The sequence below is a fragment of the Nonomuraea sp. CA-143628 genome, assembly GCF_050942315.1.
Taxonomy (GTDB): domain Bacteria; phylum Actinomycetota; class Actinomycetes; order Streptosporangiales; family Streptosporangiaceae; genus Nonomuraea.
This window is the reverse complement of the sequence record NZ_CP192072.1, coordinates 9,790,031-9,804,456: the sequence shown is the minus strand read 5'-3', so window position 1 is coordinate 9,804,456 and position 14,426 is coordinate 9,790,031. Positions and strand designations below refer to the sequence as shown.

Here is a 14,426-nt window from a genome sequence, read left to right as displayed (position 1 = left end):
GAGCCTCGCATGTCGTCTCTGCCCACCCCCATCACCATCTCCGGCCACGAGCTGCGGCAACGGGCCCGGCGCCAGGCCCGCCGCCAGGAGTCGGCCACCGCCTGGACGTTCATCACCCCCGCCGTCCTGATCATCCTCGGGCTCAGCATCGTGCCCACGGTCTGGTCGTTCCTGCTGTCCTTCCAGGCCGACGACCTGGTCACGCCCAGCCGCTGGGTGGGGCTGGACAACTACTACGCGCTGACCAAGGACCCGCACTTCGGCCAGGCCGTACGCAACACGCTGATCTACACGGCCCTGTACGTACCGCTCAGCATCGTGCTGGGACTGGCGCTCGCCCTCGCCCTGAACCGGCGGATCAGGTTCGTCGGCCTCTACCGCACGCTGTTCGTCGTGCCGTTCGTCATCTCGGCCACGGCCCAGGGGACGCTGTTCTCGTTCATCCTGGACCCGCAGTTCGGGGCGGCCAACTCGGTGCTGCACTGGCTCGGTATCTCTCCCCAGGGGTTCTTCACCGACCCCGCTCAGGCGCTGCCCGTCCTGGTGGCCGTCAGCTTGTGGAGCGGCCTCGGGTTCTGCGTGGTGGTCTACCTCGCGGCTCTCCAGGACGTACCGCAGTCGCTGATCGAGGCGGCGCGGCTGGACGGAGCCGGGCGGTGGCACCTGCTGCGCCACGTCACCCTGCCCACGCTCACGCCGGTCAGCGTGTTCCTGGTGCTCTGGCAGACCATCAACGCCCTGCAGGTCTTCGACCTGGTGTACGTGACGACCAAGGGCGGCCCGCTCGGCGCCACCACGGTGATCGTCTACTTCATCTGGGAGCAGGCGTTCAAGAACTTCACGGCCGGTTACGGAGCCGCCGCCGCATACGTCCTCGCCGTGGCCCTGTTCGTGATCGCCGCCGGGTTGCGCGTGATCCGCGGCCGCGAGCGCCAGCGCCTCGAAGGAGCCACCCGATGACGGCGACCGCCACCACCCAACGCCGCGCCGCGCACGCGGGCGTGCGCCGCCCGGGCCGCGCGCGGCTGCCCTTCAGCCCCTGGCACCTGCTGCTCGCGCCGCTCGCGCTGATCTTCGCGATCCCGCTGGTCTGGCTGCTGATCAGCTCCGTGATGACCAACGCGGAGATCAACCGGTTCCCGCCCGCGCTGTGGCCGTCAGGGATCAACCTGGGCGGTTACCGGTACGTGCTCAACAACGCGCTGTTCCCGCGCTGGTTCCTCAACTCGCTGATCGTCTCCGGTGTCGCGGTCGCCTCCAACCTGGTGTTCGGCGCGCTCGGCGGCTACGCCTTCGCCCGCATGCGGTTCTTCGGCTCCCGCGTCCTGCTGGTGCTGATGCTGGCCACGATGGCCATCCCGTTCCAGCTGACGATGATCCCGACGTTCCTGGTCATGAAGAGCTTCGGGCTCATCGACACGCTGGGCGCGCTGATCGTGCCGTCGCTGGTCACGCCGTTCGCGGTGTTCCTGCTGCGGCAGTTCTTCCTCTCGCTGCCCAGGGAGCTGGAGGAGGCCGCCTGGATGGACGGCTGCTCGCGACTGCGGGTGTTGTTCCGCATCGTGCTGCCGCTGTCGCGGCCCGCGCTGAGCACCGTGGCGATCCTGACGTTCCTGTCCACCTGGAACGATCTGACCTGGCCGCTGATCGCCATCAACCACGACACCCAGTACACCCTGCAACTGGGCCTGGCCACCTTCCAGGGCAAGCACCACACGCAGTGGGCGGCGGTCATGGCCGGGAACGTCATCACGGTCCTGCCGGTGCTGCTCGCCTTCGTCGGCGCCCAGAAGTCCTTCATCCGGTCCATCACCTCCAGCGGCCTCAAGGGCTGAAATCCCATCTCCAGCTACAGGAAGTCCATGTTCGACCTGCTTGTCATCGGCGACGCCAACCCCGACGTCATCCTCGGCCCCCTGGACGCCCCGCTCGCCTTCGAGCAGCGCGAGCAACTGGTCGGCGCCGGCGCGCTCACCCTCGGCGGCTCCGCGGCGATCATGGCCTGCGGCGCCGCGCGCCTGGGCCTGCGCGTCGCGTTCGCCGGGCGCGTCGGCGACGACGACGCCGGCCGCTATGTCCGCGACGTCCTGAACGCCCGCGGGGTCGACACCGAGGCGCTGCGCGTGGATCCGGCGCTGTCCACCCCGGTCACCGTCGTGCTCACCCGCGACGGCGGCGACCGCGCGATCCTGACCGCACCCGGCACCCTGGCCGCCACCGATGGCGACGACGTGCCCGAGTCGCTGCTGGCCGCCACCCGGCATGTGCACGCCGCCTCCTACTTCCTCATGCCGGGGCTGGCGAAGGCGCTGCCCGGCCTGTTGCGCACCGCGCGGGCCCACGGCGCCACGACCTCGCTCGACACCAACGACGACCCTTCCGGGCTGTGGGATCCGTCCGGGCTGGCCGCCGTACTCGCCGAGACCGACATCCTGCTCCCCAACGCGCACGAGGCCCGCCACCTCGCGCGCTCCCAGGACGACTCTTTGGAGGGGGCTTTGGAGGGGGCAGCAGCCGCGCTCGCCGCGCGGGGGCCGCTGGTCGTGGTCAAGAACGGCGCGGACGGCGCCCTCTGCCACGACGGGCACACGCTCGTCACCACCCGCGGCATCACCGTCACACCCGTGGACGCGGTCGGCGCGGGCGACAGCTTCGACGCCGGCTTCATCGCCGCGATCCTGGCCGGACTGCCCCCCGCCCGCGCCCTGGACCTCGCCGCCGTCTGCGGCGCCCTGTCCACCCGTGCCCAAGGCGGCACCCCGGCCCAGCCCACCTGGGATGAGGCCGTCGCACACGTCCCCACCAAGGAACAGCAGCCCACATGAACACCCCGAAGATCGCATTCATCGGCGCCGGGAGCGTCGTCTTCACCCAGGGCCTCCTGGCGGACCTGTTCGCGTTCGCCGAGCTGAAGGAGGCCCGCATCGCCCTGCACGACATCGACGCCGAGCGCCTGAGCACCGCGACCGCCGCCGCCCGGCACATCGCCGCCGAGCGCGGCGCGAGCCCGCGGATCACCGCGCACGCCGACCGGCGCGAAGCGCTCACCGGCGCCGACTTCGTCATCAACATCGTCCAGGTCGGCATGGGCGAGGCGACCCGCACCGACTTCGAGATCCCCGCCCGGTACGGCCTGCGCCAGACCATCGGCGACACCCTCGGCGTCGGCGGCATCTTCCGCGCGCTGCGCACGTTCCCCCTGCTGAAGGCCCTGGGCGAGGACATCGCCGCCGTCTGCCCCGAGGCATGGCTGCTCAACTACACCAACCCGATGGCGATGAACGTCCAATACCTGGCCGAGGCCACCGGGCTCACCCGCGTGGTGGGGCTGTGCCACTCGGTCTACTGGACGATGCGCGACCTGTCCGACCTGGTGGGCGTGCCGTTCGAGGAGGTGACCTACCGGGCCGCGGGCGTCAACCACCAGGCGTGGGTGCTGCGGTTCGAGCACGACGGCGTTGACCTGTACCCCCGGCTCGACGCCCTGATCGCCGCGGACGAGCAACTGCGCCGCCGCGTCCGCGTCGACATGTACCGGCGGCTGGGCTACTACCCGACCGAGACCAGCGAGCACTCCTCCGAGTACGTGCCCTGGTACCTCGGTCACGACAGCGAGATCGAGCGGCTGCGCCTGCCCATCGGCGCCTACCTGGACATCGTCGACGAGAACGTGGCCATCTACGAGCGGACCCGCGACGCCCTGGCCGCCGGAGAGCCGCTGCCGGTCGACGGGACGATGGAGTACGCCCCGCAGATCATCCACAGCATCACCACGGGCACACCCAGGACCATCTACGGGAACGTGCCCAACCACGGCCTGATCAGCAACCTCCCCGCCCGGGGGACCGTGGAGGTGCCCTGCCTGGTCGACGCGATGGGCGTGCAGCCCACCCGCGTCGGTGAGCTGCCCCCGCAGCTGGCCGCGCTCAACCGCACCTACCTCAGCATGAACGACCTGGTCGTGCGGGCCGCGCTGGAGGACGATCCACGCCACATCCGCCACGCCGCCATGACGGACCCGGCGACCGCCGCGGCCCTGCCCGTGGAGCGGATCTGGGAGCTGTGCGACGACATGGTCCGGGCCCACGCCGACCGCCTCCAGCCCGCCCTGCGCGCCACCCTCGGCTGAGGCTGCCGCCTTTTTTCATGACCGTCGGCCACCCGAGCTCAGGACAGTAGAAGTCAAGATCCTCACGCGTCTTGAGCTCGGGCCCCCGGTGATCGATCATCGACGGCAGTGCCGCTTCCTCGATCGGGAAGGATCTTCATGATTCGCCGCGTACTGCTGGCCGTACTCCTCGCCCTCGCCACCCTCACGACCTTCACCAGCGCTCCCGCGTACGCCCGGGTCTGCGCGCTCGGCTACCACTGCGTCACCACGTACTACTCGGACTCCAGCTGGACCACGGTGGTGGGCGCCATGTACGAGGACTGTGAAGGCGCCGAGTCCAGATGGGGCTCCCGCACGATCTACAAGGACTTCGTCGAGACCCCCTGCTGAACCAGGCACCGTGGCCGGGTGGTTTCAGAAGGCGAAGCCGCCCGGCCGTCCGTTGCGGTCGGCGAGCAGCCCGGCCAGCGTCGCGACGGCGATCTCCGGTGGCGTGCGCGAGCCGATGTTGAGCCCGATCGGCCGGTGCACCCGGGCGATGTCCTCCTCCGTCGCGCCCAGCTCGGCCAGCGCCTGGAGATAGGGCGCCGGATGGCGCGGGCTGCCCATAACCCCTATCCACCGGCACTTGTGCGCGAGCAGCTCGTGCAGCACAGCGGCGAGTTCGGGACGGTGGTGGTCGGTGAGCACGATGTCCGCGGTGCCGTCCAGGTCCGCCGGGGGCGTGGTGACGACCTCGAACCCCTCCGGCGCGGCGGCCCGGCCGGGGTCGGGCTCGAAGAGGATCCCGCGGAATCCCAGGTCGGCGCCGTAACGCAGCAGGTAGTCGGCGACCGGTGAGGCGAACACGGCGACGAGGGTGCGGCCTTCGGCACCGGCCGCCGCCTCGCCATGGGCGACGTCACAGAGCGCGTCCGCGTCATGCGCGTGGGCGTCATGCGAATGGGCCATGCCAGCAGTCTCGCACGCGATCGGGCCGCCGCCTCCTTACGTACCTGTAGCCGATCGGCGAGTTGGATGCGCGTGGGGCTGTGTCGTCCTGAGCAGGCGGACGCCGTCGTGACTGCGAATAGCCGGCGCTTGGTCGTGGTGCATGGCGTCGAGGACGCGGATGGCGAATGCCTCGGATGCGAGTTCTTGGACCCCGTCCGCGGTGACCCAGCGGAAGGCGCGGGTCTCGTCGGTCTCGGTGAGCCGGCCGCCGATGACCTTGCAACGGAAGACCAGAGCGATGATGCCGCGCGTCATGTTCTTGTAGACGCCGGTCAGGGCGATGGGCTCGACCTGCAGGCCGGTCTCTTCGTGGACCTCCCGGAGCAGACCGCTGGTGACGTCCTCGTCGCGCTCCAGGATTCCACCGGGTGCTTCCCAACGGCCGTTGTCTCTGCGCTGGGTGAGGAGTGCGCGGCCTTGGTCGTCGATGATCACGCCTGCCACGCTGACGGAGTGCTGCGTGCTGTGGTGATCCATCGGATTACCTCCGGGGCCGCTGATCGCTATTCTCAGGCGGTACATGTATGTACGAGTTGAGGAGTGGTTGTGGCCGAGCTGCCATTGCCGGATCTGGACCCGACCAGCGACCGGGCCGTCTTCCGGCAGATCGCCGATCACATCAGGCACGCGATCGAGCAGGGCGTCCTCGCCGAAGGTGACAAGGTGCCCTCGGAGGCTCGGCTCATGCAACATTACGATGTCGCGCGGATGACCATCCGCAATGCCCTCCAGGTCCTCCAGGGCGAGGGCCTGACGGTCGCTGAACATGGGCGTGGCGTCTTCGTCCGCTCTCACCCGCCGGTCCGCCGGTTGGCCTCTGACCGGTTCGCCCGTCGTCATCGCGAGCGGGGCAAGGCCGCATTCATCGCGGAGACCGAGGCGGCAGGTGGGAGCCCAACCGTCGACTCCGTCAAGATCACCCAAGAGCGGCCTTCGGCCGACGTGGCTGAGCAGCTCGGGATCACCTCGGAAGATCCAGTCATTGTCCGGTCGCGCCGGTACTTGATCAACGGTCAGCCGGTCGAGACGGCCATCTCGTACATTCCTGTGGAGATCGCTCGGGACACCCAGATCGCGCAGCCGGACAGCGGGCCGGGTGGGATCTATGCTCGGCTGGAGGAGTTGGGTTACCAGCTGGATCACTTCGTGGAGGAGATCCGCTCTCGGATGCCGCTTCGCGACGAGGCGCGGGCGCTCAGGCTGGCTCCGGGTGTTCCGGTGTTTCACCTGGTCCGTACGGCATATGCCACCGATGGTCGCGCCGTGGAGGTGTGCGACACGGTGATGTCAAGCGATGCCTACCTGCTCTCGTACGAACTTCCCGCCCGATAACGCTTGACGAACTCCTCTAGAGGAGCCATAAAGGAGTGCAGGCAAACTCCTATAGACGAGTAGACGTCTGGAGCTGTTGCTTTGGAGTCGTGGGAAGCGGCGGATTCGAAGGAGCGAAGCCTTATGGTCCACGGACGATCGTCATGAATGCGGCCCTCGGCGCGGATGGCGTCTCGCCGTTGGAGACGGCCGAGACTTTGTGATCCGAGCTCGATCGCTGGAAGATCTCCGCTGATGTGCACGATGGCTACGGCCTGGCGCTGGTGTCGGTCTGGGTGGGCTTGGTCGTGTGGTGCGACGGCGACCGGTTCTGGTGGCGCACCGGATGGGACGATCGGCGTAAGCGCTTTATCTATGCCTGGCATCCGGCGATGGATCCGGCCCGCGCCGCCAGTCGGGTCGCGTTCCGGTACAGAGACCTTCGCGACACGCCTCCGTCGTCTGAGCCGATCGCCGAGGACACACCGTGCTCTCACTCGACGAGTGCTTGAGTCCGCGCGTGGCGATGGCACAGCGCGATCATGTGCGCCTGGACTAGCGGAAGCCGCATCAGACGTTTGAGCGGGTGCGGTCGAGGGAGTGGACCTGCGGGTGCCGGGCCACTGTGTATGAGCTGTGTGAGGGCGGGGGACAGGCGTTCATCCGGCGGACTGTCCAGCGAGAAACCGGTCACCGGATTCACGAAACTCCCCGCTGGTCGATCGCTGAAGCCCGGGTGACCTGGACAGAGCTGCTGTCCGGACGAGTCCGGTAGAACGAGTGTGGCGTTCCGGGCTTCCGCCTACCGGAAGTCACGGAGATCATGTCAGTGTGGCGAAGCCGGCCCGGGAGTTCTTCGCGAACGTGCGCTCGTAGTCCTGGGCGGCCCGAAAGCGGTCGTACAGGCCCGTCCCCGCCGACGGACTATCGTTGGACGGGTCAAGCGTTTCCTAGGCCCGGGGGCATGAACATGGCTGTCTTACTACCGTCGGTTCTGACGCGCGCCGGGGTCGCCGTCATCGCGGGCGGCCTTGCGCTTGCTCCGGCGCCTGCTTCTGCTTCTGCTTCCGCCCAGCATCGCGCAGCCGACACGTACCCGAACTACGCCGAGCTCGCCGCGCATGAGACCGAGGGCACCGACTATCGGCGCGTGAAGCGCTTCCCTCAGGGCGCGACGGTGGCGCACATCGCCATCCACGGGGGGAGCATCGAGGCCGGCACGTCCCAGCTCGCGGATTACAGCGCCCAGGCGAGCCAGGCCGCCTTCTACGCGTTCGAGGGCATCAAGCCCACGGGCAACGGCACCCTGCACATCACCGCCAGCCGGTTCGACGAGCCGCGGGCGCTCGCGCTGCTGGCCAAGGTCGACCGGACCGTCTCCTGGCACGGCTACTCCGACAGCACCGAGGCGAGCACGTACGTCGGCGGCCGGGACACGGCGCTGGTCGAGCGGGTCACCGCCGGGCTGCGCGCCGCCGGGTTCACGGTGGCGCGGGAGGTCCCGGACGGTCTCGACGGGTCGAGCCCGGACAACATCGCCAACAAGAACCGCCGTGGCAAGGGCCTTCAGCTGGAGATCAGCAGCGCCCAGCGGAAGCGGTTCTTCGCCGATGGCGATCTCACCCGTAGCTCGATCGAGAATCCGGCGAACCGCACCAAGGCGTTCTACGCCTACACCGCAGTGATCAACAAGGCCCTGAGCGACTGATCCGGGATCGGGGAGGCGCGGCGCCATCAGGTGACGGGCACGATCTCCGTCGACACCAGGCGCCCCTCCTCGATCACGAGCAGCCCGATCGTCCCGTGCGGCTGGCGGCGGCGGTCGGTCGGAGAGCCCGGGTTGAAGATCCGCAGTCCGTCCTCGTGATGGTCGAGCGGGATGTGCGAGTGCCCGAACACCACCAGCTCGGCGTTCGGGAAACGCCGCCGCATGCGCTCCCACCGCCCCTTGGCCGTACCGCTGTCGTGGATCATCGCCACCCGGAGCCCGGCGAGCTCGAGCTCCAGCGTCTCGGGCGCGTCCACGTCGGGTCCGTCGTTGTTGCCCTTCACCGCGTGAACCGGCGCGTACGCCGCCAGCTCGGCCAGCACCGCACCCGTGCAGACATCGCCCGCGTGCAGGATGGCGTCGGCCCCCCGCAACCGCGCGGCCACCCGGTCCGGACACGACTTCCAATGCCGGGGGGCATGGGTGTCGGACAGGACCGCCACTCTCATACCGGCGCCTCCCACCGCACCTCGCCGTCCTGCCACCGGTCGGTGGGGCGCAGCCCGACGGAGGCGGCGACGGCGGCCGAGGCGGCGTGGTCGGGGTGGATGTGCGCGACGATCGTGTCGATCTCCTGGCCCGCGATCCAGCCGACCAGCGCCTTGGTGGCCTCCCCGGCCAGGCCGCGGCCCTGCCAGGGGGTGCCGACCACCCAGGCGAGCTCGGCGGTGCGGCGGTCGATCGTGGCCTGCACGTAGCCCACCAGACCGCCGTCCTCGCGCAGCTGGATCACCCAGTTGCGCCAGCCGGCCGGCCCGGCGACCAGCCGCTCGTAGCGGCTGCGCAACTCCTGCGCGGTCGAGGGCGTACCGCCGATGAAGGTGTGCAGGGCGGGATCGGCGAGCACGACGGCCATCTCGTCCGCGTGCTCGACCCGCAGGGGCAGCAGGACCAGCCGTGGGGCTTCGATCATGTCCATACGCTCACGATATCCGGGCTGTTCGAGGGTCGATCCCCAGGCTTATGATGCGCTCGACACGCTCCGGGGCGGGGGGTAGTGGATGGCCGACGAGGTGACACGGCTGACCGTGCACGTGGTCGACGGCGGCGCGGACACGCAGGAGCTGGAGCGGTTGACGGCCGGGTTACGCGGCGAATTACTCGAACTCGACATACTGGACGTCGCGCCCGAGACCGGTGAGCCGCCGCCGGGCGCCAGGGCGATCCTGTCATTCGCCGTGGGCGGCCTGGTCATCTCGCTGGCGGGCATGGACCTGCTCGCGGCGGTCGTGAACGCGGTGACCGCCTGGCTGCAGCGCGATCAGAACCGCTCGGTCAAGCTCGGCGTCGACGGCGATCTGCTCGAACTGACCGGAGTACCGTCCCGCGAGCAGCGGCGGCTCACCGACGAGTGGCTGCGCCGGCGCGCCGGCCGCGCCGGCGAGCGCCCGCTGAGCGGCACGCGGATGGCGCTGATCGTGGCGAGCGACGAGTACGCCGATCCCGGGCTGCGACGGCTGCGCGCCCCGTCGCTGGACGCCCAGGCATTGGCCCGCGTGCTGGGAGACCGCCGGATCGGCGCGTTCGACGTCCGTACGATGCTCAACGAGACCACTCAGGACGTCAACGAGGCGGTGGAGGAGTTCTTCGCCGACCGCGATCCCGACGATCTGCTCCTGCTGCACTTCTCGGGCCACGGCGTCAAGGACGAATCCGGCGAACTGTACTTCGCCACGCCCACCACCAAGCTCAACCGGCTCGCGGCGACCGCGGTGCCGGCCGAGTTCGTCAACCGGCGGATGAGCCGCAGCCGGTCGCGCCGCATCGTCCTGCTGCTCGACTGCTGCTACGCGGGGGCCTTCGCGCGCGGGGCGCTGCCGCGCGCCGGACTGGGCGTCAACGTCGAGGAGCAGTTCGGCGGGCGCGGTCGCGTGGTGATCACTGCCTCCAACGCCATGGAGTACGCCTTCGACGGCACCGAACTGGCGGACACCCAGGAGCTGTCGCCCTCCGTCTTCACCAGTGCCCTGGTGGAAGGGCTGGAGAGCGGCGAGGCCGACCGGGACTCGGATGGCTATGTCGCCATCGACGAGCTGTACGACCACGTCTACGACACCGTACGGCGCACCACACCCAGCCAGACACCGGGCAAGTGGACGTTCGACGTGCAGGGCGACATGTACATCGCCAGGAGAGCGCGGCCCGTCAGCCGGCCGGTGTCGCTGCCGGACGAACTCCAGCACGCGATCGACCACCCGATCGCCAAGATCAGGGCCGGTGCGGTCGGGGAGCTGGAACGGCTGCGCCACAGCAGGCACGAAGGGTTGGCCCTGGCGGCACGGCTGGCCCTGGAGGCGCTGGCCGACGACGACAGCCGGCTCGTGTCGGGGGCCGCCACCAAGGCCCTGGGCCCGGAGGCTCCGGCTCCCCGGGTCGCGAAACGGGCCGGTGGGCCCGCCGAGCCTGTCGGGACAGCACCCAAGACACCGAAGCCCGCGACACCCCCGCCCGCGCCCGCGATACCCGCGTCGCCGTCGCCGTCGCCGTCGCCGTCGCCGACACCGACGCCCGCGACACCGACACCCACGCCCGCATCACCAACGCCCGCGCCCGCGACACCCGCGTCGCCGTCGCCTTCACCCGCGTCACCGACACCCAAACCGACGCCTCCGACACTCACGCCTGCGACCAGCACGGTCTCCCCGTCCGTGCCCGCCTCACCGGCGGCCGGGCCGTCGCGGTGGCCGGTTCCCGTGCGGGCCGCGGTGCTGGTGGCGGCCCTGTTGCTGGTCAGTACACCGTTGATCGCGCTCGCCACACCGATCGCCTCGATCTGGCTGGCGCTTCTGGTGACCGCCGCCGTCCTGGTCGGCCTGCTGCCGCCCGGCCGCCTCGAGCGCGACGTGGCCATCGGCGCCACGTTCGGGCTCGCCGCCGTCTACCTCGGTGAGCTGTCCGTCCTCTCCTGGGCACGGGGACCGCAGCCCGTAGCCGGATGGGTGGCGGCGGCCGGAGGCGTCCTGGTGCTCGCGGTCGTGCTGTTCGAGACGACATCCGCCGCCCCCGGCCGGTGGAGATTCCTCGACCGGCTCGTGGCCGTCCTGGCTCTGGGCGCGATCATCGCCCATCTCGCCGCCCCCGAAGGCATCACGCGTGGTCCCGGGGAGAGCGTGACATGGATCGCCACGGTCGCCCTCGCCGGCGGCTTCGTCGTGCTGGCCGTCCTCCACCTCGTCCGTCACGTACGCCAGGGCCTGCCGTGGGTCCCGATGGCGCTCGGGCTGGCCGCGACCTTGCTCGTGACGTACGACCTGGCCGAGGTGTATCACCTGACCACCGGCAGGAACCAGCTGGCCGCCGCCTACCAGCCCGCTCTGCTCGTGATGCTGCTGATCGCCGCGTTGTCGGCGCGGCCACGACCGTACATCCTGGCCGCCGCGCGGCTCTCGATGATCGTCGGGTTACTGTACGGGGTCGGCTACTACTACAACTCCTTCCCCAATCTCTCCCAGTGGGGGCCGGAAACCCTGGAGGCGGCTCCGACCCATCCGGTGCGACTGCTGGTCCTGTCTCTTGCGGCGGTCTGCGTCGCGGTAGGCACCTATCTGAGCCGTCCGAGCGCCACAGCGGAACGCGAACCATCGCCTGACCCGGGGAGGTGAAAGGATCGGAGTCTTGGCGCCGGCCGCCGCCGATGGCCGGGCGCGGAAAGGTATGGGAAGAAATGGCTCCGAGGATCGCGACCGCCAACCGTGTCGAACTGCCCGAACTCCTCGATTTCCTCCGTCCCAGGCATCACGGTCTGCTGTCGACCACCCGTGCCGACGGGCGGCCTCAGCTCTCGCCCGTGTCCTGTGGGGTGGACGAAGGCGGCCGGATCGTGGTGTCCACCTATCCCGATCGGGCCAAGACGCGCAACGCCCGCCGTGACGAGCGGGCGTCGATCTGCGTGCTGTCCGACGACTGGGACGGCCCGTACGTCCAGGTCGATGGGCGGGCCGAGGTGCTGGACATGCCCGAGGCGCTCGACGCGCTGGTGGACTACTACAGGTGCATCTCCGGCGAGCACCCCGATTGGGACGACTATCGGGCCGCCATGGAGCGGCAGGGCAAGTCCCTCATCCGCCTCCATATCGACCGCTGGAGTCCGATCGCGACCGGCGGATTCCCGGCCCGTCTGGCGCTCTGACGGGATCAGCTCTGACGGGATCAGCTCAGGCGGGATCAGTCGAGAGGCCGCAGCGCGACGACCCCGCGCGGCGTCAGAGTCACCATGCCGTCGGCCGTGGACCCGGTCAGCAGGTCCTCGGCCGGATAGGGGATCGGCACGCGCCGCGTCTCGGCGCCGTGGTTGAGCACGAACAGCACGGACCCCCGGCGTACCGCCTCGACGCCGGGCGGCAGCTCGGGCAGGGCCCCGGTCACGTCCGCGTCGGCCAGCACCCGCGCGGTCAGCTCGGAGAGCCCGTCGGCCTCGGGCACCGTCGCCACATACCAGGCGACGCCCGCGCCGCTCTCGTGCCGCAGCACCGCCGGGCGGCCGGCCAGGTCGCCGTCGGCGAACGTGGCCACCGGCTCGGCGCCCTCGGCGGCCATCAGCTCGGTCCAGATCCGCGCGGTGAAGCCGGTGCCGTCCGTCCAGTGGCAGCGCACCGGCCGGTCCTCCGGCGCGGGCAGCCACTCCTCGCCGGACGCGCCCAGCACCTCGCGCAGCGGCGCGGGGAAGCGGCCGGTACGGACGTGCGCCCGCGGATCCGCGACCCCGGAGAAGGGGCCGACCAGCAGCACACCGCCGCGGTGTACGTACTCGGTCAGGGCCGCGGCGTCCCCATCGCTGATCAGGTAGAGGTTCGGCACCACGACCAGCGCGTACCCGGTGAGGTCCGCGGACGGCGGCACCAGGTCCACGGTCACGCCGCGCTCCCACAGCGGCCGGTAGAAGCGCAGGAGCTGGTCGGGCAGGGTGAGCCGGTCACTGGGCCGGCCGCGCTCCTCCAGCGCCCACCAGCTGGCCCAGTCGTGCACCATCGCCACCTTGGCGGGCACCGGCGTGCCCGCCACCGAGGCCAGCCCGCGCAGCTCGTTGCCGTGGGCGCGGACCTCGGCGTGCAGCCGGGTCTCCGGCCCCGCGTGCGGCACCATCGCGGCGTGGAAGCGCTCGGCCCCGAACCGGGAGGCCCGCCACTGGAAGTAGCACAGCCCGTCGGCGCCGCGGGCGAGCGCCTGCAACGACTCCAGTCGTAGCTGTCCGGCCGGTTTGGGGAGGTTGTGCGGGCGCCAGTTCACCCCGTTCGTGGCCTGCTCCATCAGCAGCCACGGCCGCCCGCCGCCGAGTGAGCGGGTCAGGTCGTGGGTGAGCGCCGAGCGGGCGGGGGAGAGCGGGTCGGCGGGGTCGGGGTACCAGTCGTTGGAGACGATGTCCTCTTCTGGCGCCCACGCCCAGTAGTCGACGGGCTTGAACAGGCCCATGAAGTTCGTGGTGATGGGCACGTCCGGGGTGCGCTCGCGCAGGATGTCGCGCTCGGCGCGGTAGTGCGCGAGCAGCGCGTCCGAGCAGAACCGCCAGAAGTCCAGCTGCTGCGTGGGGTTGATCATGTACGGGGCGCGGCGCGGGGTGACGATCTCGGCCCACTCGCCATAATGCTGGCTCCAGAAGCTGGTGCCCCACGCCTCGTTCAGGGCGTCCAGGTCGCCGTAGCGCTCCCGCAGCCAGGTACGGAACGCCGCCGCCGTGTCACCGCAGTGGCAGACCTGGCCGTACTCGTTGCCCACGTGCCACAGCGCCAGCGCCGGGTGCCCGGCGTAGCGGTCGGCGAGGTCGGTGACGATGGCCAGCGCCTTCTCCCGGTACACCGGGGACGACGGGCAGAACTGGTTGCGCGAGCCGTACCAGAGCCGGTGTCCCGACTCGTCCACGGGCAGGGTGCGCGGCCAGCGGTGGCCCAGCCATGGTGGCGGCGAGGCGGTCGGGGTGGCCAGGTCGACCGCGATCCCGGCCGAGCCGAGCAGGTCGAGCACCCGGTCCAGCCAGCCGAAGTCGCGCGCGCCCGGCTGCGGCTCGATCCGCGCCCAGCTGAACACGCCGACGGTGACCAGGTTGACCCCGGCCGCCCGCATCAGCTCGACGTCCTCGGTCCAGACCTCTTCGGGCCATTGCTCGGGGTTGTAGTCGCCGCCGAAGAGCAGCCCGCGCCCGGCGGTGAGGGTGTGCGTGCCCAGTCGCGGCGAGGCCGTCAGATGCCTGCTCCGTCGCGCCGGGCCCGAGCCTAACGAAGTCATTCCACTCCGGCCTGGGGCGGCTCG

The 14,426-nt window shown here is 70.4% G+C and carries 14 protein-coding genes and 1 pseudogene; 10 read left to right on the top strand and 5 right to left on the bottom strand.

Annotated elements, in window-relative coordinates; genetic code table 11:
- The first annotated feature begins 9 nt into the window (after window positions 1-9).
- From ACQP2T_RS44435 to ACQP2T_RS44415, 5 genes are all read left to right on the top strand, one after another.
- Window positions 10-960, top strand: a complete 951-nt coding sequence (locus ACQP2T_RS44435) for a carbohydrate ABC transporter permease (RefSeq protein ID WP_433510871.1) — start codon at window positions 10-12, stop codon at window positions 958-960.
- Window positions 957-1,835, top strand: coding sequence for a carbohydrate ABC transporter permease (locus ACQP2T_RS44430; protein WP_433510870.1), 879 nt, complete (start codon window positions 957-959; stop codon window positions 1,833-1,835). Before ACQP2T_RS44435 ends, ACQP2T_RS44430 begins: the two co-directional genes overlap by 4 nt.
- A 27-nt stretch (window positions 1,836-1,862) precedes the next feature.
- Entirely contained in the window at window positions 1,863-2,825 is a 963-nt protein-coding gene (locus tag ACQP2T_RS44425; RefSeq protein WP_433510869.1) for a carbohydrate kinase family protein, read from the top strand.
- A complete protein-coding gene (locus ACQP2T_RS44420; protein WP_433510868.1) occupies window positions 2,822-4,129 on the top strand; it encodes an alpha-glucosidase/alpha-galactosidase in 1,308 nt (435 codons plus the stop codon). The genes ACQP2T_RS44425 and ACQP2T_RS44420 overlap by 4 nt, the downstream gene beginning before the upstream one ends.
- Before the next feature lie 138 nt (window positions 4,130-4,267).
- Window positions 4,268-4,501, top strand: coding sequence for a DUF6289 family protein (locus ACQP2T_RS44415; protein ID WP_433510867.1), 234 nt, complete (start codon window positions 4,268-4,270; stop codon window positions 4,499-4,501).
- 24 nt (window positions 4,502-4,525) lie between these two features.
- On the opposite strand, the gene ACQP2T_RS44410 is transcribed toward ACQP2T_RS44415, so the two are convergent.
- Together ACQP2T_RS44410 and ACQP2T_RS44405 are read right to left on the bottom strand one after the other, a co-directional pair.
- Window positions 4,526-5,062 carry an XdhC family protein gene (locus ACQP2T_RS44410; RefSeq protein ID WP_433510866.1) on the bottom strand — a complete coding sequence of 179 codons (537 nt, stop codon included), beginning with the start codon at window positions 5,060-5,062 and terminating at the stop codon, window positions 4,526-4,528.
- 36 nt (window positions 5,063-5,098) lie between these two features.
- The gene (locus ACQP2T_RS44405; protein ID WP_433510865.1) at window positions 5,099-5,581 is read right to left on the bottom strand and encodes an NUDIX hydrolase; all 483 of its coding nucleotides are present in this window, start codon (window positions 5,579-5,581) and stop codon (window positions 5,099-5,101) included.
- A 63-nt stretch (window positions 5,582-5,644) separates the two neighbouring features.
- Here ACQP2T_RS44405 and ACQP2T_RS44400 point away from each other — a divergent pair.
- The 3 genes and pseudogenes from ACQP2T_RS44400 to ACQP2T_RS44390 form a co-directional block, all read left to right on the top strand.
- Window positions 5,645-5,839, top strand: a pseudogene (locus ACQP2T_RS44400) (winged helix-turn-helix domain-containing protein); the annotation flags it as partial.
- A gap of 207 nt (window positions 5,840-6,046) precedes the next feature.
- Window positions 6,047-6,436: a GntR family transcriptional regulator gene (locus tag ACQP2T_RS44395; RefSeq protein WP_433519912.1), complete on the top strand. Its 390-nt coding sequence runs from the start codon at window positions 6,047-6,049 to the stop codon at window positions 6,434-6,436.
- A gap of 949 nt (window positions 6,437-7,385) precedes the next feature.
- On the top strand, window positions 7,386-8,123 hold the full coding sequence (locus tag ACQP2T_RS44390; RefSeq protein WP_433510864.1) for a poly-gamma-glutamate hydrolase family protein: 738 nt from the start codon (window positions 7,386-7,388) through the stop codon (window positions 8,121-8,123).
- A gap of 26 nt (window positions 8,124-8,149) precedes the next feature.
- On the opposite strand, the gene ACQP2T_RS44385 is transcribed toward ACQP2T_RS44390, so the two are convergent.
- Window positions 8,150-8,632 carry a metallophosphoesterase family protein gene (locus tag ACQP2T_RS44385; RefSeq protein WP_433510863.1) on the bottom strand — a complete coding sequence of 161 codons (483 nt, stop codon included), beginning with the start codon at window positions 8,630-8,632 and terminating at the stop codon, window positions 8,150-8,152.
- Window positions 8,629-9,102 carry a GNAT family N-acetyltransferase gene (locus ACQP2T_RS44380; RefSeq protein WP_433510862.1) on the bottom strand — a complete coding sequence of 158 codons (474 nt, stop codon included), beginning with the start codon at window positions 9,100-9,102 and terminating at the stop codon, window positions 8,629-8,631. The genes ACQP2T_RS44385 and ACQP2T_RS44380 overlap by 4 nt, the downstream gene beginning before the upstream one ends.
- A gap of 82 nt (window positions 9,103-9,184) precedes the next feature.
- On the opposite strand from ACQP2T_RS44380, the gene ACQP2T_RS44375 reads away from it, so the two are divergent.
- On the top strand, window positions 9,185-11,785 hold the full coding sequence (locus ACQP2T_RS44375; RefSeq protein WP_433510861.1) for a caspase, EACC1-associated type: 2,601 nt from the start codon (window positions 9,185-9,187) through the stop codon (window positions 11,783-11,785).
- Window positions 11,786-11,847: 62 nt separating this feature from the next.
- The gene (locus ACQP2T_RS44370) at window positions 11,848-12,312 is read left to right on the top strand and encodes a PPOX class F420-dependent oxidoreductase (RefSeq protein WP_433510860.1); all 465 of its coding nucleotides are present in this window, start codon (window positions 11,848-11,850) and stop codon (window positions 12,310-12,312) included.
- A 35-nt stretch (window positions 12,313-12,347) separates the two neighbouring features.
- Here the strand turns inward: ACQP2T_RS44370 and ACQP2T_RS44365 are convergent, their stop codons facing one another.
- A complete protein-coding gene (locus ACQP2T_RS44365) occupies window positions 12,348-14,402 on the bottom strand; it encodes a beta-galactosidase (RefSeq protein ID WP_433510859.1) in 2,055 nt (684 codons plus the stop codon).
- Window positions 14,403-14,426 lie beyond the last annotated feature (24 nt).